Source organism: Corallococcus sp. bb12-1 (assembly GCF_026626765.1).
GTDB lineage: Bacteria > Myxococcota > Myxococcia > Myxococcales > Myxococcaceae > Corallococcus > Corallococcus terminator.
This window is the reverse complement of record NZ_JAPNJZ010000033.1, coordinates 54,558-78,603: the sequence shown is the minus strand read 5'-3', so window position 1 is coordinate 78,603 and position 24,046 is coordinate 54,558. Positions and strand designations below refer to the sequence as shown.

8 protein-coding genes are annotated in these 24,046 nt (G+C 69.8%); all 8 read right to left on the bottom strand.

The annotated features are described in order from the left end of the window. Window positions 1–15: 15 nt before the first annotated feature. A complete protein-coding gene (gene lipA / locus OV208_RS38590) occupies window positions 16–945 on the bottom strand; it encodes a lipoyl synthase (RefSeq protein WP_120544124.1) in 930 nt (309 codons plus the stop codon). Window positions 946–1,233: 288 nt separating this feature from the next. Beyond that, window positions 1,234–2,601, bottom strand: coding sequence for an OmpA family protein (locus OV208_RS38585; RefSeq protein WP_267578970.1), 1,368 nt, complete (start codon window positions 2,599–2,601; stop codon window positions 1,234–1,236). A gap of 210 nt (window positions 2,602–2,811) precedes the next feature. Further along, window positions 2,812–3,951 (bottom strand): SpoIID/LytB domain-containing protein, encoded by a 1,140-nt coding sequence (locus OV208_RS38580; RefSeq protein ID WP_267578969.1) that lies wholly within the window; start codon window positions 3,949–3,951, stop codon window positions 2,812–2,814. After that, a complete protein-coding gene (pbpC, locus tag OV208_RS38575; RefSeq protein WP_267578968.1) occupies window positions 3,948–6,251 on the bottom strand; it encodes a penicillin-binding protein 1C in 2,304 nt (767 codons plus the stop codon). Before pbpC ends, OV208_RS38580 begins: the two co-directional genes overlap by 4 nt. Beyond that, window positions 6,251–12,154 carry an Ig-like domain-containing alpha-2-macroglobulin family protein gene (locus OV208_RS38570; RefSeq protein ID WP_267578967.1) on the bottom strand — a complete coding sequence of 1,968 codons (5,904 nt, stop codon included), beginning with the start codon at window positions 12,152–12,154 and terminating at the stop codon, window positions 6,251–6,253. Before OV208_RS38570 ends, pbpC begins: the two co-directional genes overlap by 1 nt. Before the next feature lie 544 nt (window positions 12,155–12,698). Continuing rightward, window positions 12,699–13,166, bottom strand: a complete 468-nt coding sequence (locus tag OV208_RS38565; protein ID WP_267578966.1) for a hypothetical protein — start codon at window positions 13,164–13,166, stop codon at window positions 12,699–12,701. 1 nt (window position 13,167) lies between these two features. Then, window positions 13,168–18,789, bottom strand: a complete 5,622-nt coding sequence (locus OV208_RS38560) for an N-acetylmuramoyl-L-alanine amidase (protein ID WP_267578965.1) — start codon at window positions 18,787–18,789, stop codon at window positions 13,168–13,170. Window positions 18,790–18,948: 159 nt separating this feature from the next. Further along, window positions 18,949–23,973: a PA14 domain-containing protein gene (locus OV208_RS38555; protein WP_267578964.1), complete on the bottom strand. Its 5,025-nt coding sequence runs from the start codon at window positions 23,971–23,973 to the stop codon at window positions 18,949–18,951. Window positions 23,974–24,046 lie beyond the last annotated feature (73 nt).

Sequence of the window (24,046 nt, the reverse complement as noted above, 5' to 3'; positions counted from 1 at the left end):
GAAGGGTGCGTCAGGTCAGCCCAGGCGCTCCACGCGCTCGCGCTCCATCAGGCCCTTCATGAAGAACTCGGCGGCGCGGTAGCTGGAGCGAACCAGCGGCCCAGAGGCCACGTAGAGGAATCCGAAGGACTCCGCCAGCGCCTTGTACGCGTCGAACTGCGCGGGCGTCACGAAGCGCTCCACGCGAAGGTGGTACTGCGACGGCTGCAGGTACTGGCCCAGCGTGAGCACATCCACGCCCACATCTCGCAGGTCCTTGAACGTGCGCTCCAGCTCCTCGTCCGTTTCGCCCAGGCCCACCATCACCGACGTCTTGGTGTAGAGCCGCTCCGGGCGATTCTTGAGGAACTCCAGCACGCGCAGGGACTGGCGGTAGGTGGCGCGGCGATCGCGCACCGTCGGCGTCAGGCGCTCCACCGTCTCCACGTTGTGCGCCACCACGTGCGGCTTTGCCTCCGCCACGGTGATCAAGTCCTCCTGCTTGCCCTTGAAGTCGGGGATGAGGACCTCGACGATGGTGCGCGGGCTCTCCTTGCGCAGCTCACGGATGGCGGACGCGAAGTGGCTGGCGCCCCCGTCCGGACGGTCGTCGCGGTTCACCGACGTGACGACGATGTATTCGAGGTTCATCTCCTTCACCGCCTGCGCCAGATGGATGGGCTCCATCGGATCCAGCGGCGGGGGCGCCCCGACCTTCACGTGGCAGAAGCGGCAGGCGCGCGTGCACACCTCGCCCATCAACATCACCGTGGCGGTGCCTCCGCCCCAGCACTCGGCGATGTTCGGGCAGCGGGCCTCTTCGCACACCGTGGCCAGCTTCGTGCGCTTCACGATGGCCTTGACCCGCTCGTACCCCTCCCCGTGCGGCAGACGCACCTTCAACCACTCGGGCTTGCGGGTGGATTCGGAGACCTGTGGGAGGGGAAACCGATCGGGAGTCGCCATGGGTCGCGGGCCTTCTAGAGGGTGGGTGAAAGCAGGGTCAAGCGTGAAGCCCTAACGCGAGGCGTTAGCGACAGCCTGACAGAAGTGGAGCCCCTGGGGGATGTAACGCGGTGGACAGGATGCGGCCAGTCACGGCCGGCGCGCCTTCCGGGACGGCCTGGCGACAGGGGCGCTTCCCTGCCCTCCTGCCCCCCTGATGCGACCCATGAGCGAGGGCCTTGAAAAAGCAGCGGCGCACGGCCTTCCTGGGAAGACCGTACGCCGCCGGGACCGCGTGCTTCAGGGGGACTACTGCTTGAGCACCTGCACTTCGATGCGGCGGTTCTGCACGCGGCCCTCGGGGGTGTCATTGGGGGCGATGGGATCCGCGTCGCCCTCGCCGCTGGCCTCGATGCTGTTGGCGGGCACGCCGTCGCTCACCAGGGCCTTGCTCACGCTGTCCGCGCGCGACTGCGACAGGCGCTGGTTGGTGGCCGCGTTGCCGCTGGAGTCGGTGAAGCCCTTGATGCGCACGCGCGCGTCGGGCTTCTCCTTCAGCACGTTGCCCAGCTCCGTCACCATCTGCTCGCCCTTCGCGGTGAGCCGCGCCGACCCGGTCTGGAACTCCACGCCTTCCAGCACGAAGCCCTGGGACTCCGCGGTCTTGCTGTCGAAGGCCTCACGCAGCCCGGAGGCGTCGCTCACGCGCGTCTTCTCCATGCCCGAACCGCCAGTGCCCTCCTCCGTGCCGGAGCCGCCCGTCGCGGGCGGAGTCGGCTCCACGGCCTGCGGCGGGGCCGCGGGCGGGGTCGCCGGCGTGGGCTCCGGAGGCGTGGGACGCGCGGGCTGCTGCGGTGCCTGAGCCACGCGCTCCTCCGTGCGGGGCGCGGGCGTGGTGCGGGTGGCGACCGGAGCCCGGGCGGGTTCGTTCCTGCGTCCGCGCAGGGCACCCCAGGCGAGCGCTACCAGGGCCAGGAGGGCCAGGGGGACGGCCCACCCGGCGATGCTCTTCTTCTTCTCCGGGGGACGGGTGATGGTCTGCCGGGGGACAGCTTCGCGGACGGAGGTCGTCTCTCGCACCTGCGTCACGGTTTCGCGGTGGGGTTCGATGACCTCCGCGACCGCGTGACGCGTGCCGCCCCCGAAGCCAATCAGGCTGCCCACGCCGGCCGGCAGCGCGGCGCTGATGTTGGAGCGCTGGCCGTTCAGCAACTGCATCAGCCCGGACGCGCCCATGCGCTGATCCCGCACCTGCTTGCCCAGGACGCCCATCAACATGGGCGCGGCCAGGGAGAGCATCTTCATCGCCGAACCGGAGTTGCGCATCCCGCCGAAGCGCGAGAGGCCGTCGGCGACGCCGCTGAGCTTGTTGCCAAACAACCCGTTCAACATCCCCTTCCCGCGCTCCTCCTCGTCGAGGAGCCCCTCCCCGATCCCCTCAGGCTGCGGAGGCGCGTCGGGCCCGGTGAAGCCGCCTTCGTTGAGCTTCGACAGCAGTCGGTGCGCGCCCGCCTCATTGCTGCCCTGATCCACGACGCCCGCCGCCACCGCGGCGATGGTGCCCGGCAGCACCTTGGCGGTCGCCTGCGGATCCTCTCCCAAGGACCCGCTGATCTGCTGGAGCAATCCCTTCTTCATGAACTGTGAGCCGACCGCTTCAATCAGGTTGAACGCCATGTGATGCCTCCCCGGTTGGGTCCCGCACCGGGATGGCCGGTGCGCGAGGCCACGCCCCGCCGGACTGCGCGGAGCTGAGGGCTCTGTGCAATCGATACGGAGCACACGGGGTGCTGATAACCCCTCGCGGGGGGGCCAGGGAGGATGCCCCCTGAAGGCACGTCTCCCTCGCGGTCAACTGCGAAGCGGGGCCCATTCCGGCCCCCGGGTTCACTTGTCCTTCGGGTTCCAGAGAAGGGCGCGCGGGAAGTAGTGCGCGAGCAACTGTTCCGCGGTCTGGCCCTGCCGGGCGAGCAGGGCCGCGCCGGCCTGACACAGGCCAACACCGTGACCGTGTCCCTGGCCTTCGAACAGCACCCGGCCTCCGCCGAACGCGAAGGAGAAGCGGGCACTGCGGATCCGGTCCCAACCGGCGCGGGCCCCGAGCGCGCGGAAGAAGGCATCACCCCGGGCGGCGCGCCCCGAAGCGCGGTCCACCACCCGCACCACCGCGCCGCTGGAGTCGCGGTCCAGGAACAGATCCGCGGCCTGCGCGGGGCCGCCCAGGGCCTCGGTGGCGGCGGCCGTCACCAGGGTGCGCGACACGACCGCGCTCCAGGCGGAGGGAGGGCAGCGATCCGGCACGGCGGCGGCACCACTGAGGTCCGGAGCCCCGAACACGGCCACGGGTTCAGCGGTGTGTCCCCCACAGCTCGCGTGGAACGGAGCAAGGGCGATGGAACCGTCGCGCAGGCGCAACACGACGCCTTCCGTCGAACGGGCGGCATCACGGGAGCGCCCCAGGTGACGTGCGAAGCCTTCACCGCGCAGGACCTGGCAGTGGGTGAGATCACACGCCTGGGCCTCCTCATGCCGCCTGCCCGACGCGAGCGCGTAGCTGCGCGCGGTGATGGCCTGGGCGCGGAGCGCTTCGAACGGCGTGTCGACCTCCGTCTCGCTCGCTGTGACCGCCGCGACGTAGGTCTCCAGTGCGAAGGTGGCGATGGGGATCAGCTCCCCCGCACGGGCCTCCAGGGACAGCGAGCCCTCGTAGCGCCGGTCCAGGCCGCTGCCCCGGACCCGCCATCGTCCGGCCTCCAGCCGCAGGGGCTGGGGCACCGCGCGTCCGTCCACGAGCAGCACGTCACGCGAGGCCGCGACCTCCAGCGAACGGGGGCCGTCCAGGCGCAGTCGCGCGGGCCGGTGCTTCGAGAGGATCCGCACCTCCACGCGCGGTTCAAGAACCACCGCGGGCTTCGCCTCGCGACGGCGATCCACACCCGGTTCGGAAGGCGGTAGCGCTGACGCCCCACTGGACGCGGTGCCCGCCACCATCGCGGCGAGCAGCACGGCCACGCGCACCGCGTTCATCGAACGCGATACCGCGTCACGGCCAACGGCTCGGAGCCACCGGGTGCCCACAGCTCCAACCTGCGCTCCCCCGCCACCGCGGGCAGGCGCGTGACAAACGGGGGCGGCAGTTCGATGCGGCGCCCATCCTCCGTGCGCAGCTCCAGCATCTTCGCCCCCGGAGGTGCCATCACCCGCACCGGCACCGCCTGCGCACCCTCGGGCAGTTGCGGCTCCACCAGGAACTCGTCCCCGTCCGCCGGCAGGATGAACCCGGCCCGACTCCCTGGCCGGCCTTCCGCGCTCACCGACGCCGAGGCGAGCCCTTCAGCCTGCGCCCACGCGAGGTACGCCGGGCCCACGTCCAGCGCGCCGTCGCTCCGGTGCATCGTGCAGTCGTGACGGGGCGCCGTGCCCGGCAGGTAGACCTCCTTCAGCAGGCCCGGGCAGTTCGGCCCCGCGCGCTCGCCGGACAACGCACAGATGGCCGCGGACTCGAAGTGGCTCCGGTCCACCAGCGGCGCGGCGCGCACGCCTCGCATCGCCAGCGACATGACCCGCGCGAACACCGGGCCCGCGCCGGTGATGCCGGACACCCCCCGCATCGGCGTGCCATCGAAGTTGCCCACCCACACGGCCACCGTGCGCTCCCGCGTGAAGCCCGCCGCCCAGTTGTCCACGTGCGCCCGGCTCGTCCCCGTCTTCGCCGCCACGCGGAACGGCAGGCGCAGCGCATTGTCCAATCCGAAGGCCGGTGCCCGCGCCGCTTCGTCCGCCAGCACGTCGGTGAGCAGCTCCACCGGCCGCGCCGCCAGGAACCGGTGCTCCCCCAGCTCCACCGGAATGCGCAGCGGCGCGCCATCCGGACCGAACGCCGTGCGAACCTCCTTCAACGGCCCCACCACCCCACCCCGCGCCAGCCCCCGGTACGCCCGCGCCAGCTCGCGCAGCGTCACGTCGCCGTTGCCCAGCACGATGCCCACGCCGTAGTGCGATGCGGTCTCCTTGAGGCTCTGGAAGCCCGCCTCGCGCAGCACGCGCAGCACCTGCTCCGGCCCCAGCGCATCCGCCACCCGCACCGCCGGGATGTTGTAGCTGGACGCAAGCGCCGCGCGCAGCCGCACCGGGCCGTGCACGCGCCGGTCGTAGTTCTTGGGCACATACGCGCCGCCCGGCGTGGCCAGGTGCACCTCCACGTCCGCCAGCACGCTGGACGGAGTGAAGCCCTTGCTCAGCGCCAGCCCGTACGCGAACGGCTTCAGCGCGGACCCCGGCTGCCGGAGCGACCGCACGCCGTCGTTCTGGCCGCCCTTCTCCTCGTCCAGGAAGTCCGAGGAGCCCACATACGCGAGCACCTCGCCCGTCGCGTTGTCCAGGACGATGGCCGCCGCCTCCCCCACCCTGCGCTCGGCGAGGCCCCGGAGTTCCTCCACCATCGCCTTCTCCACGGCGGCCTGGAGCGCCGGGTCGATGGTCGTCTCGATGCGCGTCGCATGATCCAACCCCAGCTCCGGCAACCGCTGGAGCAGCGCCGTCGTCAGGTGCGGCACCTCGAAGACCCGCTCCACCGGCACCAGGTCCAACGGCGTCTCCGCCGCCAGCCGCGCCTCCTCCGCCGTCAGGAAGCCCTCCTCCACCATGCGCGCCAGCACGCCGCGCATCCCCGCCACCGCCGCGTCCTGCCGGCGGTACGGGTCCCTGCGCGCGGGCGACCGGGCCATCCCCGCCAGCAGCGCCGCCTGTCCCGCCGACAGCCGCTCCGCCGGACGCCCGAAATAGCGCCGCGCCGCGGCCTCCACCCCGAACGTGGAGTTCCCCAGCGGCACGCGGTCCAGGTACTCCAGCAGCACCTGGTCCTTGGACAGGTGCGCGGTGAGCCGCAGCGCCCACAGCGCCTCGCCCGCCTTGCCCCACCACGAGCGCTCGCGCGGCACCAGCCGGCGCGCCAGTTGCTGCGGAATCGTGGACGCACCCGACACGATGCGCCCCGACTTCACGTTGTCGCGCGCCGCGCGAACCACCGCCACCGCGTCCACGCCCGGATGCCACGTGAACCGTTGATCCTCCGCGGCGATGAAGGCCGCGCGGACCCGAGGAGGAATGCGTCCCCCCGGAAGCCCCACACTGCGTCCGTCCTCGCGGGAGAGCACCTCGCGCAGGGCCTGTCCCGTGCGGTCGGTGATCACCAGCGAGGACAGCGCCTCGCGGGACAGCAACGTCCCCGGCAGGGGCATCGCGATGAAGCCGATGCACCCTGCCCCGACGAGCGCCAGGGCCACCGCCACGGCGCGCGCCATCCCACGAAGCGTGAAGCGCTTCATCACTTCGAAGCGACCTCGTCCGGCATCAGCACCGGGAAGCGTCCACCCTCGGAGCGACCGAAGACCTCCGGCGCGTACATCTCCTCCGCCTTCGCGGGCTTGAGCACGAAGTCACCCGGCGTCGTGGCGCGGGCCACGAAGCTCGTCACGTGCACGCCCGGAGGCAGGTCGTCGGCGAAGAAGATGACGCGGTCATCCCGCTTCTCCGTGTGGTTGAACGGAGACCAGAAGCGCGTCGCCCAGGGGCTGCGGGGCTCGTCCGTCTCCGACAGGTCCTCCTCGCTCTCGTAGTCGTAGCCCTCGCCGGGGCCCTCCTCCTCACCGGAGCCCGCGGGCCCGGGCAGTTGCGCGGTGCTGGCCAGAGACGTGTCCACGGCCTCCAGGCCCGCGGGCAGCGGTACGTCCACCACCACGAAGTGGCGCCGCATCGGCGTCGCCACGCGCACGCGCACGCGCACCAGCTCACCCGCGCGCGCCGCCTTGGCCTGACCGCCGCCGTTGTACGGCTCGAACCAGCGCTGGACGATGAGGCCCCGGTCCATCGCATCCAACGGCATCACGGCCGGCGCGTAGCGCAGGAGCGCCCCGTAGTAGAGGTTGCCCGTGCCGTTGACACCGAAGGTCAACGGCTGCGCCTTGTCCGAGGGCCCCAGCTTCTCCACCGGCACCTGCACCGTCTTCACGCCCAGGTCGCGGCCCCTGAAGTCGGCGGAGGCAATCACCTGTCCGCCCAGCTTCACCACCGCCTCGAACGCCGGCACGTCCTTCTCCTTGCGGCGCACCACGTCCGAGAGCGCCATCAGCGAGAAGGCCGCCTCCTGGGTGTTGCGGAACCGGCCGTCGCCCTCGCGCGAGGACGCCAGGTAGCGGCCCATCTTCGACACGTAGGGGTGATCCGGCGTGATGCCCACCAGCGTCTGGAGCACCAGCGCCGTGGTGCGCGTGTCCGACGACCAGAGCGGCGCGTACGTCTTCGCGTCCGTCTCCTGGAAGTGCACGCCCGCCGGCGTCTCCTGCGCCTTGTTCAGGATCTCCTGAAGGAGCGTCTGTCCCTGCGCGCGGTTGCCCTTCCCCACGAAGATGGCGTCCGTCAGCATCGCCTGGGCGAAGAGCGGCAGGGACTGCCGCTTCTCGAACAGCTCGTTGTAGTACGACGGCCGGGGCGAACCCGTGCGCGCCAGCGTGTAGAGCGCGAAGGCCCGCGTCTCCAGGCCCGGCGCCTGGCAGCCCGAACCACACGGGGTGCACACGCCCGCGGCCACCTTGTCCGCCAGGAACTTCTTCGCCTTGGTGAGCACGTTGGCGTTCACCGCGAAGCCCACCTCCTTCGCCCGGGCGAGCGCCAGCGTCGCGTACGCGGAGGCGTACGGCGAGGAGCACTCGCTGGACGCCCAGAACCGGAAGCCGCCGTCGTGCGACTGGAGCGCTTCGATCTTGCGCACCGTCGCCAGCACCACCGCGTCCGGATCCAGCGTGCCCTGCGCCTTGAGCGCGTCGTCGCTGAGGAAGCCGCGCACGAACTCCTGCTTCTGCTCCTCTGAACCGCCCGTCCAGGCCACCCCGAACTTGCCCGACAGTTCGCGCAGCGCGACGAACGGCACCAGCCGTGACGACATCTGCTCCAGGCAGCCGTAGGGGTAGTCCACCAACTGGTTCATCGACTCCTCGAAGCCGCCCATCACCGTGGACGACATCGTCACCGTGAGGCCGCCCACGCCGGGCCGCACGCCGCCCGGCGGCTTGAGGCCCTCCACGCGTTCGCTGGTGGTGTCGCCGTACGTCGCCACCGCCTCCAGGCCCACCGGGAGCTGCACGGGGATCTTCTGCTCCACCCCGTCCGTCTCCCCGCCGCCCGCCACGGAGAAGCGCAGCACCGCGGTGCCCGGCTGTTCGGCCACGAAGGTGAAGCGCACCTCCCGGGCCTTGCCGTCCACCAGCGTCACCGTCTTCTCCGACGGTCCCTCCACGCGCACGCCCGTGAGCTGCGCGGTGACCTTCGCCTCCTTGATGGCCGGGTTCGTGGTGTGGATGACCACGCCCGCCTCCGCCTTGTCACCCACGCGCACCAGACGGGGCAGCGCCGGCAGCGCCAGCAGCGGCTTGGCCACCTGCACCTTGCTCTCCCCCACGCCGAAGCGGTCCCCCTCCGTCACGGCGATCGCCATGATGCGGAAGGTGGTCAGGTTGTCGGGCAGCGTGAACTCCACCTTCGCCACGCCCTGGTCGTCCGTCTCCACCGACTGGAACACCGCCGTCGTCTTGAAGTTGGAGCGGAAGCCGGAGCCGGACGTGTCCGAACCACCGGAGCCGCCCGGCCGCGAGCCCTTCTCGCCGTACAGCTTGCGCAGCACCAGGTGGATGAGCGGCTCGCCGATGCGCACCGACAGGCCGCGCAGCGGGAACAGCTGCTCCACCGGATCCGGCGCCTTGTAGCCCGTCAGCCGTAGCACGCCCTCGTCCACGGCCCACAGCGTCACCTCGGAGCGCGCGCCCTTGCCCGCCGCGTCCTTCACCGCGACGTTCACGGTCACCTTGTCGCGGGGACGCTTGTCCTGCGCGTCCGGCGTCAGCGCCACCGACAGGCGCTTCTGCTTCTTCTCCACCTTCAGCTCGGTGTAGCCCACGCGCACCGCGGGGCGGCCCGGGTCGTCACCGGTTTCAATGCCCTTGCCGTCCGGCACGCGGCCGCGCACCAGCACCACGCCCACGAAGACGTTGGGGATGGCCCCGTCGCCCAGCGGGATGTCCAGCGCCGTGGCGCTGCCCTTCAACTTCACGCGGCGCACGCTGAGGATGCCCTCGCGCTCCACCGTCACCAGCGCGTCCGCCTCCGGATACGGGCTCTTCACCAAAATCTTCGCGGTGTCGCCCACGTCGTAGAGCTGCTTGTCCGCGACCAGGTCCAGGCGGTCCGTGTCGTTGCGCTGCCACGACACCCAACCGGAGCCGGTGACGTAGAGCGAATCCCGCGTCGTCGCCTTGCGGCCCTTCGCGTCCGTCGCCACCGCCTCCAGCACGTACAGGCCGGGCTCGCCGGGGGTGAACTTGCAGGCCTGCGGCGTGGCCGCGCTCTTCACCGAGCACTTGGACACGTCCGTCTCCACCGGCTCCGTCACGGTGAAGTACTGGCCGCCGTCGCCCTTCTTGCGGATGGACTTCCATTCGCGGCGCTTGATGTTCACGTCCAGCGCGATGCCTCCCTGGCGCTGGCCCAGCGGCGTCACCGCCACCAGCTCCAGCCCCACTTCCTTGCCGGCCTCCGCGAAGCCCGTGGAGAGCGTGCGCAGGCCCGCGTAGACATCCGCGGGGTGGACGGTGATGAGGTTGCGGTTGGCGATGCGCTGGCGGTTGACGTCCTCCACCTCCGCCTCCAGCGTGTACTCCCACGTCTTGCCGCCCGGCGTCTCCGCCGTGCCCAGCGCCAGCGCCAGTTGCCCGGACGCGTCCGTGTGGCCATCGCCCGTGGCGAACGTCTCGCTGCTGTGCTCCGGCTGCTCGTCGTCCCACCACCAGGTGTTCACGCCGAAGGTGAACGCCTCGTTGCCCGGAGGCGTGAAGAAGCTGCTGGCCCGGCCCACGCTCCAGCGCACCTGCGAGTTGCCCATGGCGCCGCCGAACAGGTAGCGCGCATCCACGCGCGCGGTGAGCGCGTCGCCCGCCACCGCGTTCTGCTGGGGCACCGCCACGTCCACGCGGAACTGCGGCGCGCGGTACTCCTCCACGCGGAAGCTGCCGCCGTAGCTCACCGTCTCACCGGCGATCTTCAGCGTCGCGGACACGTCGTAGAAGCCCAGCGGCGCGTCCGCGCCCAGCTTCACGTCCGCGCGGAAGGTGCCGTACTTCGTGACGTCCGCCGTGCCCTGGAAGACCTTCTCGCCGCGCGAGCTGGTCACCGTCACCTGCGCCTTGGAGCCCGCGGGCGGCGACTTGAGCACGCCCAGCCGGCGGTAGCGCGCCACGCCCTTGAGCATCACGTCGTCACCCGGGCGGTAGATGCCACGGTCGGCGAACACGAAGCCCAGGCTCTCCGGGGTGAGGCCGTCCCACGCGCTCATCAGCGAGAACGCGCCGGGCGACATGCCGCCCTGCCACGTGGACAGCGTCACGCCGATGTCCGTGTCCTTCTGCGCGGACACCATGGCCCACGGCGTCTCCCAGGACGACTCGCGCTTGACGGGAATGAGGCCCGACAGGCCCGGCACCTTCGCGATGCCGTCCTTGTCCGTCGTGCCCGTCCAGTGCTCCGTGCCCGCCTTGTCCCACAGGGTGAGCTGCGCGTCCGGCACCGGAGCGCCCGTCTGGAGCGACGTCACCCACACCACGCCGGAGGTGGCACCCAGCTTCGCGTGCACCGCCAGGTCCGTCACCTGTCCCACGATGCGGCGCGGATAGCGCTGCTTGAGCGACGGCGCGTTCAGCCGCGTGACGAACAGGCCCGTCTTCGCGCCATTGAACGCCTGACGCAGGTTGAGCGGCACGGTGCGCTGCACGTTGCGAGCGCCCGACGTGTCGACGGTCTCCCTCAGGGGCTCCGAGGTCGGCCACTGGTTGCCGGAGGCCAGCACCGGCGCGAGCTGCGAGGGCGACAGCGACCACAGCTCCGCCTCCACCGACGGGACGTTGGTCACCACCAGCGGCAGCGAACCGTCACCGGAGGCCTCCACCAGCGCTTCGTCGGAGCCGGAGTCGAACGAGGGCTCCACGTCCGACAGCTTGACCTCGCCCTGGAAGGCGGGACCCGTCTGGCCGAAGAGGTCCTTGTAGCCTGCGGCGACCTTGATCTTGTACGTGGTGCCGGGGCGGTAGCGGCCGGGCAGCGCCACGTAGGGGCTGGTCATCTCGGAGCCCGACCACGGCATCTGCGTCTGGACGCGGTCCCAGTCGATCTCCGCCTTCGGCTCCAGCGTCACCTTGCCCTTGAGGGAGGCCACGTCCAGCTCGTTCGACGTGTGCAGCGTCAGCGGGCCGTAGGAGCACGTCTCCTCGCCCCAGGTGAACACGCACGCGCCCGCGGACTCCACCTTGAGCGCGCCGTAGGTGGAGTAGCCGTAGCGCACGGCCTCCTCCATCGGCAGCGGGCCTTCCACGCCCGCCAGCGTCGAATCCACCACCAGGGTGAACTTCGTCCCGGGGGACAGCTTCTGCGCGGGCTTGAGCTCGTACTTCACGCGCCGGTCCTGCGACTTGCGCTCCGGGCCGCTGCCCACCTGCTCTTCCTTGATGTCCGCGAACGCCGTCTCCTTCACCAGCGTGAGCGCCACCGGGGCGCCGGTCGCCATCTCCAGGCGCGCGTGCTGGGGCAGGTCCTTCACCTTCTGGTTGAACACCAGCGTGAAGACCTGCTCCGGCTGCGCCCACTTGAACTCCACCTCCGGCTGCACGGACTGGAGCGAGGGGCGCGTCGTCTCGAAGTCGAAGGTGTAGGGCGCGGCCAGCGTGGTGCCGTCCATGGCCTTGAGGCCCGCGGGCACCGTCACCGTGTACTTCGTCGCCAGCTTCACGCCCGTCTGGGGCACGAACTCCACGCTCGCGGAGCCCACCCAGCGCCACTCGCCCTGGAGCGCGGGTTCAATCTTCGCGGGCGCCGCCAGCCCGCGCTCCTGGGCCACCGTGCCCAGGGCGATCATCGGCTTGGTGAAGGTGATGGTCGGCCGGATGTTGCCGTTGGCCTTGCCCTGGGGCCGCGCGGCCACGACGCTCAACGGGCCCTGGTCCGCGAGCTCGGAGGGATCGATCTGGAGCGCGGGAGGCTCTGGCAGGGGTTCGACGGCGATGCCGCCCGTCTTCGAGGACGAAGCCGACGTGGTGCCGGCATCCGGGACGCTGCCCTTCGCGTCCTTGTCCCCGCGCGAACACGCGGTCACGACGAGGCAGGCGAGGGCGAGCAATGAAAGTCTGCGCATGGTGGGGCTCACGAAGTTCCAGGGCGAGCACACGTGGGCTCCACCCCGGAAAAATGACGCGAGCACCGTACCACGGGGCCTCCCACCCCGACTTCACTCCTGGGGCTGCGGATCCGCTCCTTGGATTCCAAGTGTCCGAGAGTGGCTTCCCACCAGGGGGATGACGGCATTGACGCAAAGGGCCGTCCCCGCACCGGCAGGGGCCCGCCCTCACCCGGGATGCGCGGTGGGTAGGCGCCCAGGGGCCCTGGGGGGGATCCAGACAGGCCGCTGCCCTGTGGAGCCGGCCGCGCCGGCGGGCTCGGAGCCCGGACTGGCGCCTGTGGAGGCACCGTCCGCGAGCGCACAGCGAGGCGCGAACGTGCGTGCCAGCGAGACGAAAAGGCCCCCCAGGAGCTTGTTCAGTGGGGAGCGCCGACGACGGCGGGCGGGCATGAAGGGCCTCCGGTGCAACGGGGAGGTCTCAACGTACGGAGGGGACTGCTCTCCAGCCATGGCACCGGTGAGCAGTCCCCTTTCTCGAAACGGACAGCCGCGAAGCAGCCTACTCCTCCTGGTGTTTCAGGATGATCTTCGTCATCCGCTCCTCACAGGCCCCTTCGCAGATGAGTTCGACGGTGGGCTTGCCTGGCTCCTCGATCCGGGCCGTGAGGATGGCGGAGATGGTGAAGGTCACGGCCTTGCGCTGCTTCTTCTTGCCTGACACGAGGGATCCACGCACGACACAGGGAAACCACGACCCCTTCTCGTGTTCCTGCTCGGTCGAGAACGTCCGCGCCCCGCGCAGGTAGATCAGCACCTCTTCCGCCGTGAGCGTGAAGCCGCCGCACATCGCCTTCACGTCCTCATTGTTCTCGCTGCCCGGCTGGATCAGGGCCTCGAGGTTCTCGATTCGCGCGTCCCTGGGCACCTTCCAGGTGGGCTCCGCCGCCAACGTGGTGGGAGCCACCAACCCCAGCAGCAACGCCCCCACCCACCGCCAGCTCCTGCGTCCATGAATATGGGTTCTCATGTCAGTAGGTGAAGCCTGTTCCTTCGCTGTGGAGGGCGTCTCGATAGCTGAGGACCCCATGGGCATGCACATCCGCGGCCGTCAGATTGTATTGCGCCTGCAGCACGTTCACCAGCGCCCGCACCGCGTCGATCTGTTTCTGGGAGGGCGCGGGGAAGCCCCCTGTACTGTCAATCACCCCCACCACCTCGATACCAATCGAGTCTTCGTTCGAGGGGTAGCGATCCGGATAGCTCTTGGCCAGCTCATGCTGGTTCAGCGCAAGCCACCGCTGCTTCGTGGTCTGCCCCTTCTTGTGCTCGATGTCATAGATTGTCTTCTTCTCCGCCGGGGAGCAGGTCTTCTCTTCCGAACACTTCGCCCGCAGGGGACCGGTGTGCCAGGCCATCTGGCCCAGCGCCGCCGTCTGGGTGATCTTGCCGTTCTCGTCCACGAGGAAGTGCGCTCCTGTTTTCTGGCCGCCGTGATAGCCAGACAGCGCGCTCTGCCCCGTCGGTCCCGAGGTGCGATGCAGGACGATGGCATTGACCTTCGTCAGCGTCCCGTGCTCCAGCGACTTGTAATACTTCCGTTCGATCAGATAAGGGGTGACGATCACCTCTGACTGGAGGGGCGCCGCGGTCGCGGCCGGAGCCGCCGCCTTGGCCTTGAACCCGCTCGGGTCCACGAAGCGCGTGGGGGCGTTGCGCGCATAGGCGTAGAGATTGCACTCCACCGGACTCTCCACGCACAGCATCGGCTGCTCCAGGAAGAGCGGGTCCGGCGTGAGGAAGCGGTTGAGTTCCGGGTCGTAGTCGCGCGCGCCCATCCGCACGAGGCCCAGGTCGGCGTCGTAGCCCTTCTCCACGAAGTCCACCACCGCGGCGCTGACGGGGCGCGTGGTGCGCGCCCCAAAGGGAGACGCGAGCCTCAGCTGTCCATCCGCGTCCGCCATCACCGAGCCCCGGGCATCCGTGCCCAGCAACTGGAAGGTCCCCTCGTGCACCAGACCGACCACCTGACCGGCGAATCGGAAGGGCTTCGTCAGCCCGTTCACGTCCAGCACCCGTCCCCCGTCCAGGTAGGCCACTTGGGGCGTGCTGCCCACGAGCTTGAGCAGGCGTTGCCCGCTTTCATCGTAGAGAAAGCGCCACTCCGACGTGTCCCGGACGACGCGCGCCACCTGGCCGTGGGGGCCGTACTCGAAACGCGTGTCTCCTCGCGACACCGTGCGGCCCAGATCGTCGAAGGTGTACGCCACGGAGCCCGCCGTCAGGACGTTGCCCTGCACGCTGAACACGCGCTGGACCCCATCCTGCGCGATGAGCGTGGGCAGGCCTGCTGGGTCAAAGCCGTAGTCATAGGAATGGGAGCCCTCCGTCGCCTGGGTGAGGAAGCCCCGGTGCGAATAGCCATACTGCCGGCTTACGGACACGCCCCCCGAGGAGAAGGACTCCTCGGCCACGAAGCCCCGCGCGTCCAATTGCTGGCCCACGGAGGCCGTCCAGCCCGGACCCTGCTGCGTCTTGGTGAGCGTCCGGCGCGTGAGCGGATCATGGCCCAGGGTGATGCGGCCCGCAGTGGCGAAGTCGGCCGTCACCGGCTGATTGTTGCCATCGTACCCGTAGAGCGCGAGCGGCACGCCGTCCAGCAGCGTCTCCGAACGGCGCCCATGCGCATCCCAGCGCTGGGCTTCCGTATGGGTGGAGAGCAGCAGGCCGTTCGCGTCCAGCACCCGCGTCGTCTCAGCGACGACGTCGCCACCATCGTTGTACGCGAAGAGCGTCTCCACCGTTCGCCAGCCCGTCAACCGCACCACCCTGCGCGCCACGCTTCCATCGGCGCGGTACTCGAAGGTCTTCTCGAATCCCTCTCCGGAAACACCGGACAGCTGTCCCAGCTGCGTGCGCTGGTTCGGTGCTTGGGCCGTGGCACCGTCGTAGTAGGAGCGGTAGCGCTGCGTCGCCCCCGTCGACAGGTCGGTGTGCACCTCCAGCGTCTTGCGTCCCAGGTCGTCGTAGCTCCAGCCCTCGGAGCGTCGCGCCGTCCCGGAGGCGCCTCGCGTGAGCCGTGAGGTGGGCAGGCCCGTGAGCGCATCGTAGGTGTACTCCACCGTGGCGATGCCCTCGCGCGCCACGGTGGCCACCCGGCCATGCGCGTCCACGGTGAGCTGGTGGTGCCTTCCATCCGGAAGCAGCACCCCGCGCACCCGGCCCAGCACGTCGTAGGTGTACTGATACTGCGTCCCTTCCGGGTCCTGGAACATCCGCACCCGCAGCGCGGCGTCACTCCAGACCGTGGTGCGCTGGGTGCCATTCTCCACCATGTCGCGCCGCACGCCTCCCGCCTCGACCGTCAGCGTCGTGTGCACCTGTTGTTCGACGCCGGTCTGGAGGAAGGTGGAGACATCCAGCGCATGGCCGAAGCCCGCCCCCCGGCGCAGGCTGAGCGACGCGGTGCCAGCCAGCAGATCCGTGTAGCGGACCGCCGCCAGTTGGAGCGTGTCCGGAGCGCCCGGCCGGGCGTACGTCCGGGTTTCGAGCTGTCCCGGGTCGAAGGTGCTGACGTCCTGGAAGGCCCACCCCCCGGGGATGCGCTGCGCGCGGGTCACGGACTCGCCGGCCGCGGTGCTCCACTCCGCCAGCTGGCGCTTCGCGCCACTGTACGCATCGACCAGCGACTCCACCTCCACCAGCGCGGGCTTCAGCGCGGTGGCGTACTGATAGGCCATGAGCACGGAAGGGTTCGTCTCCGTCGCGTGGCCCTGGTCATCCCACTGCCGCACGAGCCGCTCCTGGCCGTCGTAGCGGAAGGACTCCGAATAGCTGGCCGTACCGCTCGCGTAGCGAAGCGAGCGGACGTCGTCGGTCAGCGGCTCGCGCCCGGTCACCTCCACGCTGGTGCCGTCCGGAGACGTCACCTTGCGCAGCACCGTGCCGCCCTGCTCGAAGTCGAACCAGGTGGTGCCCCGGCCCGGCGCGGACACCCGCTCCACGGAGAAGTCCGGACGGTAGGCGACGTCCTGGAGCGTCACCGCCCCGGAAGGCCCCACGCTCTCCAGTTTCTCCAGCAGACCCACCGCGTTGCGCGTCAGCCGCGACTCATGACGGAAGTCCAGCGACGCGTCCGCGTGCTGCCCTGTCAGCACCACGCCGCTGTCCAGACAGTGCAGGTGTCCCGCGAGGCCGGAGGGACTGGCGCGGGTGTGCTCGGTGGTGAGCGTTCCCTGCACCGTGTGCAACACCGTGCGCGCCGGGCAGAGGTCCGCCGCGTAGGCCTGGAACTCCGTCCACTGCTCCACCTGGGTCGTGCCGGAGCGCCAGCCGCCGTGCTGCTCGCGCAGGCGCTTCCAGGGCAGGCCGAAGGAACTCGTCACGTCGTACACGCGCGACTCGAAGCGCTCCACGCCCGGGCTGCGCGCGTCGGTGGAGGTGCTGGAGACGAGGAGGCCCGTCTGCTGGGCGTCGTGGGAGAACGTGACGGCCTCGGTGCTCACGGGGGTGGCCCGCGTCACGGCCTCGTAGCCCAGCAACGCCTTGCTCACCGGGTGCATGACCGCACCCGAGTAGCCGTAGGTGATGTGCTCGGGAGCATGGCCGGAGGAGGTCACGTCCAGCGCCGCGAGCACGGACTCACGCCGGTAGCTGCCGGCCGCGGGGGGACTCCAGGCGTACTGGAAACCCAGCACCGTGCCCTTGCCGTCGTCCGCGGAGCGCATCAGGCCCGTGCCCGGGGCGTCCAGCGTCGTCGAATAGACCTGCCCCAGCCGCACCGTCGTCAGGTGCGTTCCACCGGTGCCGGTGAGGTCCCCCACCACCACCGGCCCGGGCAGTCCGTCGAAGAAGGCATCCAGGGGCGCTCGCACCTCCGCGAACTCCTGGCCCGTGTTGACGAAGAGGCTCGCGAAGCCCTGCTGCCACACCACCAGGTCCGACAAACCGTCCTTGTTGAGGTCCACGAAGGCCAGCTGGTAGTCCAGCAGTCCGCTCAGCACCCCGCCATACGACAGGCGCACCGGCATTCCCTGGCCGGTGCCGTCGAACTGGTACTGGCCCTTGCCGTACCACACCACCAGGCCGTCATCCTGCCGCGAGACGAGGTCCGACAGGCCGTCGCCGTTGAGGTCCTGCACCCAGGTGGTGTGCGGGGTGAAGTAGGGCATCAGGGCGCCGGTCACCTTCGGCCCGAAGACAGGTGCGACGGGGTCCGTGCCCACGTTGGGCAAGATCTCGTAGCCCCCCTCGTACACGCCCAGGAGATCCGGCCGCCGGTCGCTGTTCAGGTCCACGAGGCGGCTGTTGGGACCCAGCTCCCAGTGGCCCGCGAGCGTCTGGCGGTCCAACAACCGTCCCTCGCGGGTGCACACCGTCAGCTGCGTGGACTGGTAGGCCCCATCCCCTTGGAGGACGACCACCTGGTGCGCGTCGGAGTCCGGCCCGAGCTGCACCAGGTTCCGGGGCTCGTTGTAGGGGGACTCGGGCCCGCGGCACTCGGGGACGGTCTGCGAGTCCGCCGACGGCAACTCCTCCGCGCGGAAGCCGTTCCCCTCCTGCACGAAGAGCGTGTTGCGCTGGTGATGCTCCAGGTCCAGCCGGCCATCGTGGTCGATGTCCACGAGCGACGCCTGCCAGGGCTGGATGGCGTCCGCGCCGAACGCCGTGAGGACTCCATCCAACACCGGCGTTGCCTGGAAGCTCGCGCCCTGCAAGGTCTCCGAGGCGCCCAGATAGGTGTAGCGCGTGGCCGGCGGCTGCTGGCCGGAGGCATACGTCTGCTGCACCTGGGCCAGTTGGAAGGCCGGCCCCACATCATCATCCTGGTAGGACAGCGCATAGCGCCAGCGCTCGGAGGGAGTGCTCGCGTTGGAGGACTGCACGCGCAGCGACACCTGCCGCACGCGCCGGTCCAGCGACAGGGGTGCACCGCTGCGGTAGTCCACGAAGGCCTGGGCGAGCGGCGAGTACGTCCACGTCACCTCGTAGTGGAAGTCCTCTGCCCGGCCGCCGTAGCGCACGCGCTCCAGGAAGGGCCGGCCCGACGGGTTCTGGAGCCAGTCCAGTCGCGTGCCCTGGCCGGTGGCATCCCGTGCTTCCTCCAGATACCAGGCATACGTGCCCCGCGGCGTGTCCACGCGCACCTGGGCACCGAAGATCCACCGGCCACCGTCCGGAAGGTACGCGACGAGCGAGCTTCCCGACGCCACCATCCGCACCGCGGAGGTGACGTCCGCGGAATGCCAGACGCCGTCGGTGCCCTTCACCATCCGGCCCCAGGGACCGGTGAGCTCATCGGTGGTGTAGTCCAGCTCCCCGCGCGCCCGGGTCCGCTGGATGGACAAGGCCGTGCTCCAGCCCATGCCCCATTCGCTCAACCCCCCATCGGGCGAGTACGTCGGAAAGGGACGCACGAGCAGGGGGCCCCGGTCCTCCGGCACCTGCAAGGGCGACGGCAGGTTGAAGCCTCCCCGGCTGACTTCGGAGGGACCGAAGGCGGTCTGGGCATATTGCCCCACCAGCGAGCCACGCTGGGGAGCGGAAAGTTGGGGGGGCTGCACGCGCGCGTCCGAGAAGGGCTCGGACTGGGCAAAGGCCCCGGGCGCGATCGCGCACACCACGGCCACGGACAGCTTCCGCAGCGTCGACATGACGACTCCTGCAAACAAGAAGGGAAAGGGACGACCGACGCTCGCGCGCGGCACGGGGATGCCTCTCATGCAAGGAGGGCGCCCCATGCCGCGCACGGCATCACGGACGACAAGGCAAGACGGGCGGGAGCGCCGGAGCCCGGCGCTCCCGAAAGACGGCTACTGACAGGCCAGCGGCTGTGGCATGGACACCACCGTCCGGCGATCCACCTGGAGGACCAGCACCAGCTCCGAGGCTGCATCCAAGGGATGGATGGGGTTGGTGCGCAGGCCCGTCACGTCGAAGCGCGCGCTGACGAACGGCGACAGCCCGTCCCCCCCGGCGGCCTGCTGGTTGTCCGCCAGGGTGAGCTCGCGGGACTGGAAGGTGCTCGCCGCGTCCGCCGACGGCCCGAAGAGGATGCGGCTCTGGCCCACGCGCCACTTGGGGCCTTCCACCGGCTCATCCTCCACGTAGTAGGTCTTCAAGCCCTGGGGACCGGTGAAGGTCAGCTCCGGTTCGAAGATTGAGGAGGCGCGCAGGGGCTGCCCGTTGAGCGTGGTGTTCTCGTTGGTGGTCGACGTGCCGCCGGAGCGCACGAAGTACAGGCCCAGGCGATGGAGGATGGGCGTTCCGTCCGTGCACTGGAGCGCACCCGCGAAGCCCCCCGGTGCGGTGTAGAAGTCCGCCGGGGTGAGCTGGACGGAGAAGGCCGCGCGCGGGTTGGACGTGTCGAGCAGCGAGGCCCACACCGCGCTGGAGCGCTCCGGGCTGGCCTTGAGCCACGGCGAGGCGGTGGCAGGGAAGCCCGGGCGGGGGAAGCTGAGGGCGATGAGGCTGTAGTTCGGATCCGGATCCTGGAAGCGGCCCATCGCCAGCGCGCCCGTCACCTCGGTCACCGCGTTGAGCTGCAGGTCGGCCAGGCCGACGTAGGACTGGGACCAGTCCGCACGCACCAGATCCTGGAAGGCCTGCCGGGTCTTCAAGGCCTCCAGGACGAACGGGTAGCGCAGGTCCAGCACCGGATACAGGTAGTCGGTGACGAGCACGGAGAGGTTCTGCGTCCGGGTGCGCAGCTTCTCTCCGTCCAGGTTGCGAAGGCTCCAGGCTGGCACCAGGCGCAGCACGCGGCCCTGTGCCTCGGTCGCGGCCTGGTCATTCGACAGCGCCTTCATGTCCAGGGTGGCCAGCTCCATCTGCCGCTCCACGGCGCGGATCTCCACCTTGCGCTCCAGCCGCGCCAGTTCCTTGGCGACGAAGGTGTCGTACAGCGACATCAGCGAAGGCGGGAACTGGCTCAAATCACACACGGTGTTGCAGGTCCCGGTGTCCGCGCAGTGCGACTCCTCGCGGCAGGCGGTGATCAGCGCGGACTGGGTCGCCTGCCGCCGGGCCGCCATGTCCAGGGAGAGCACCCGGCCCTGGTTGACGAGCGCCTCGGTGGCTGCCCGCATGTCGGTCAGCACCCAGGCCATGGCCGGCGCCATCTGCCGCACCACGGTGCCCGCCGGCACCAGCCGCTGCACATCCACGCTCAGCGCGTGGCTCGTATCGGGCGTGCAGTCCTGGAGGGAGCCCGACTGCCTCACCTTGGCCGCGTCGTTGGCGACAAGGTACAGGTCCACGCCGGGATCCGGCTGCTGCGCGCCCAGGCCCGCCTTGCGACCGATGATGACCGACATGGAGGGCTGCACCACCTGCACGTCACGCAGCAGGTGGGTGTCGTGCTCCAACTGCACCAGCAGCAACGCGCCCGCGGGCAGCGTGGGGAACGGGGTGCCGGCCAGCCGGATGCCGGTGTTGTACGAGGCGCTGACCCGCTGGTCCGAACCATCACTGTTGTCGGAGGACGTCCGGGTCCCCACCTCCCCCGCGAGGCACATCTCGGCGTAGGCGTACACGGAGGCCTCGGCCTTCACGATGAAGTTCCACCCCGCCCCGCTCTCCACCTTCGCGCCAGCGCAGCCACGCGCGGAAGCCGAAGCCCCCGCGTACTTGGACGCGGCGTTGGATTCCGCGGTGAAGGCGCTGTCGCTGAAGGACACCAGGAAGCCTTCGGTGCCGGTCAGCGCGCCGTTGACGTTCACGCCTCCCAGCGTGCCCGCCGCGTCGAGCGGCTTGCGCAGCTGTGCATGGGACAGCACACAGGTGGGGGCCCACTGATTGCGCGCCGACACGTTGATGATGTCACCAGCGTTGGCGGAGCGCGTCCAGGGCGAAGCGCCTTGCCTCACCGCGTAGGTGGCGACACCGCCAGCCTGGAGGCCCGGGACGAAGTGGGCCTCGCCGGCGGTGATGGACAGGTGGTCCACCGGGCCGCGGGTGATGGCCAGACGGGCCAGGTCCGCCTGCTCGGATTCGCTGGCCACCTTGAACGCGGTGGCGAAGTCGCTGAAGGCAGCCTCCTCCAGCGCGGCATTGGAACGCAGGCCCACGAGGTCCATGGAGAGCTGATCGAACTGGGTGAGGCGCAGCTTGAGCTGGTCCTGGATGCTCCCCAGCTGCTGCGCGTTGCCCATCTCCGCCAGGCGGTCGCTCACGTAGTCCGAGCGGTGCTGGGTGAACTCCGCCTGGGCGAGCGTCAACTCCTGGATGCGCTGGGCGATGCGATCATCCAGCTGGCCGCGCTTGGACTCCTGGATGCCAGCGCGCAGCGAGTTGCGGGCGCTGGGCAGGAAGCTGCCCGTCTTCACATAGCTGGCCGTGCGTGTGTTTCCATCCAGGAGGGAGCGCGAGAGCCGCAGCGCGGGCATGGGCATCCGCGACGCCGGCGTCTCCAGCAAGAGCTTCTTGTCGTAGCCGGAGACGGCGAAGACCTCCGTCACGGCGGAGCGCAGGGTGGCGTGGCGCACGCGCATCAACTCGAAGAGGCCCCGCCAGGCGTTGCGCTCCGTGGGCGCGAGGGCCAGATTGGTCGCGCCCTGCAGGGCGCTGTTCAGCGTGGACTCCTCGGCGAGGGCGCCCAGGAGGTTCCACAGCTCGCTCACCTCGGTCCGCACCGGGGGCGTACCGGCGCACACCATGAAGCGACAGCCCAGGTCATGCATCACGCTGACGTCCGCCAGCCGGTCATGCAGGCCGTGCAGACCATCTCCGAGCAGCAGCAGCAGCGGGGCTCCTTCCAGGGGCAGCGCGGTGGAGCCCCCCATGGGCGTCAGGGCTGCCGTCAAGAGAACGCGATCCGTGGCGAGCCCCGTGTTGAAGGGGTCCGCAGCCTTCAGCTGTTCGCTATTGTCCGTGAGCAGACCGCCCGCGTAGGCGGACTTCCAGAGTTCGGCGAAGACAGCGTCCAGGTCCTTCCACAGCACTTGTGGAGCAGGATCATTGGCGAAGACCTTCGTCCGGGCCAGGCCATACCACTGGTTGATCCGCGACAGGCGCGCCTGGAGGTCGCTCTGCACGAGGCCGCCGACGGCGTCCCGCTGGAGCGCGACGACGTCCTTCTGCAGCAGGGCCTTGGTGAGGGTGTACCAGGCCTGCGGGTACGGAGACGGTCCGGAACACTGCACCGCCGCGGCGCTGGTCGCCGCGTCCATGCACCATTGCCAGACGGAGGCCACTCGCCCCACCGGGACATGGCCCTGGGCCATCCGCTGGCAGAGGGCCAGCGTGGCGTCGACCGTGTCCGTGGACGTACAGGTCTGGGCCTCGGTGGGAGGCGTCCAGGCGCCGCAGTTGCTGGAGGTGAAGTCGACGTCGTCGAAGTACTCCGCGCGCAGCCCGTGCTCCATGGAGCCGAGCAGGTAGAGCTGGCTCGCCGGGATGACCACCGGGGTGGTGGTACCCGGCGGCATCCAGCGCAACTGGATGAGGGCCGGGCCTGTCTGATCGAAGTAGTCCAGGCTCAGGGGATAGCGCTGACCCGCCGTCAGGAAGATCGTGCCCGACATGACGGTCTCGCCATCAGCGGCCCACTGGTCCGCGAGGAGCTCGTCGTTCACCGTCAGCATGACGCCGTCGTCCGACAGGGTCTCGAACGTATAGGTCCCCGTCACGGGCGCCAGCACTTCGCCTGTCCAGCGCGCGGAGAACGTGTCGGGTGCGATGGCGTTGGACGGTGAGCCCCTCCCCCAGTTGAAATCGATGGTGGCATCCACGCGCGTCAGCCGGTTGAAGTCCGGGTAGTCCACGTAGTGCTGGAGGATGAAGTCCCGCTGCTCGGAGGTGAGCTGGTGGCCCTGGAGTTCAAAGAGCACCTTGAACGCATCCACCAGCTGACGCCGCAAGGGCAGATGGTCCACGCTCGACGCGGGCAGCTCGGGCACGCGATTCCACGTGCTCAGGAGCCGGTCGTACTTCGTCTGGGCATTCGAATAGCGCACGTCGTCCGCGGTGAGGCAGACAGGGCGGTGGGGAAGCCCGGCATCCTGCCGGACGTCCGCCAGGCTCCATGAGGGGGCGGCGAGCTCCGTGAGCGTCTGGCCCTGAGCCGAATACCGGATGCCCTTGGTCGGCAGGGCATCACAGGTGGCGGGGTCGCTCTCCACGCCAAAGTCCGGATGACGGCATGTCGGATAGATGGGGGCGCCGTTGCACGTCTCCTTGCCGCACGCGGCATCCTGGCTGGTGGCCCAGGCCGTGGCGACGTTGTCGATGACGACCGAGCACGCCTGCGTGAAGTCCGCATCAAAGATGGAATGCTCTGGGGTGTTGTAGATGGTCCGAGAGGGGCCATAGGTGGGCACACCGGGCGTCGCGCTGATGATGATCAGCGGATTTCCGGCGAATTCCTTGCCCTGAGCCTGCAGCGAGGCCACCTGTTCGGCAGCCACGTCAGCGCAGGTCTTGCTATAGTTCAACGTGGTCGTCGTCACGCAAGGCGGCCTCTCCGAGTAGTCGCAGTAGGTTTCCGTGCGCCGGACGCCCGCCGACGTCCCCGAGAACGTCTGCCTTGCGTAGGAGGTCGGGTGCCGACAGGTCTTGTCGCACTGGGCAGGCTGGTAGCCAATGGGGCTTCCACAGACGGCCGCCGAGCCTGGCTTGAAGCACAGGTCCCGGTACTCCCACTGGCCGGTGCACCTCAGGGCCAGTCCGGTTCCCACGGACGGTTCGGTGGTGGGTCGGCAGGTGCTGCCCCCCAAGGACTGCTCACCGGTGGCCTCCTGGAGGTCGGGCGTCGCTTCGTTTTCCACCTGGGGCCCACAGGCCATCAAACCGACGGTGACCAGGACAACCCACCACGCACTGCGAACAAACTGCATCATCAACTTCCCCCTCAAAATGACAGATGCCAGCCTGCACGGTGCGCGAATGCGCGGCCGTCAAGACCCAGGCGGG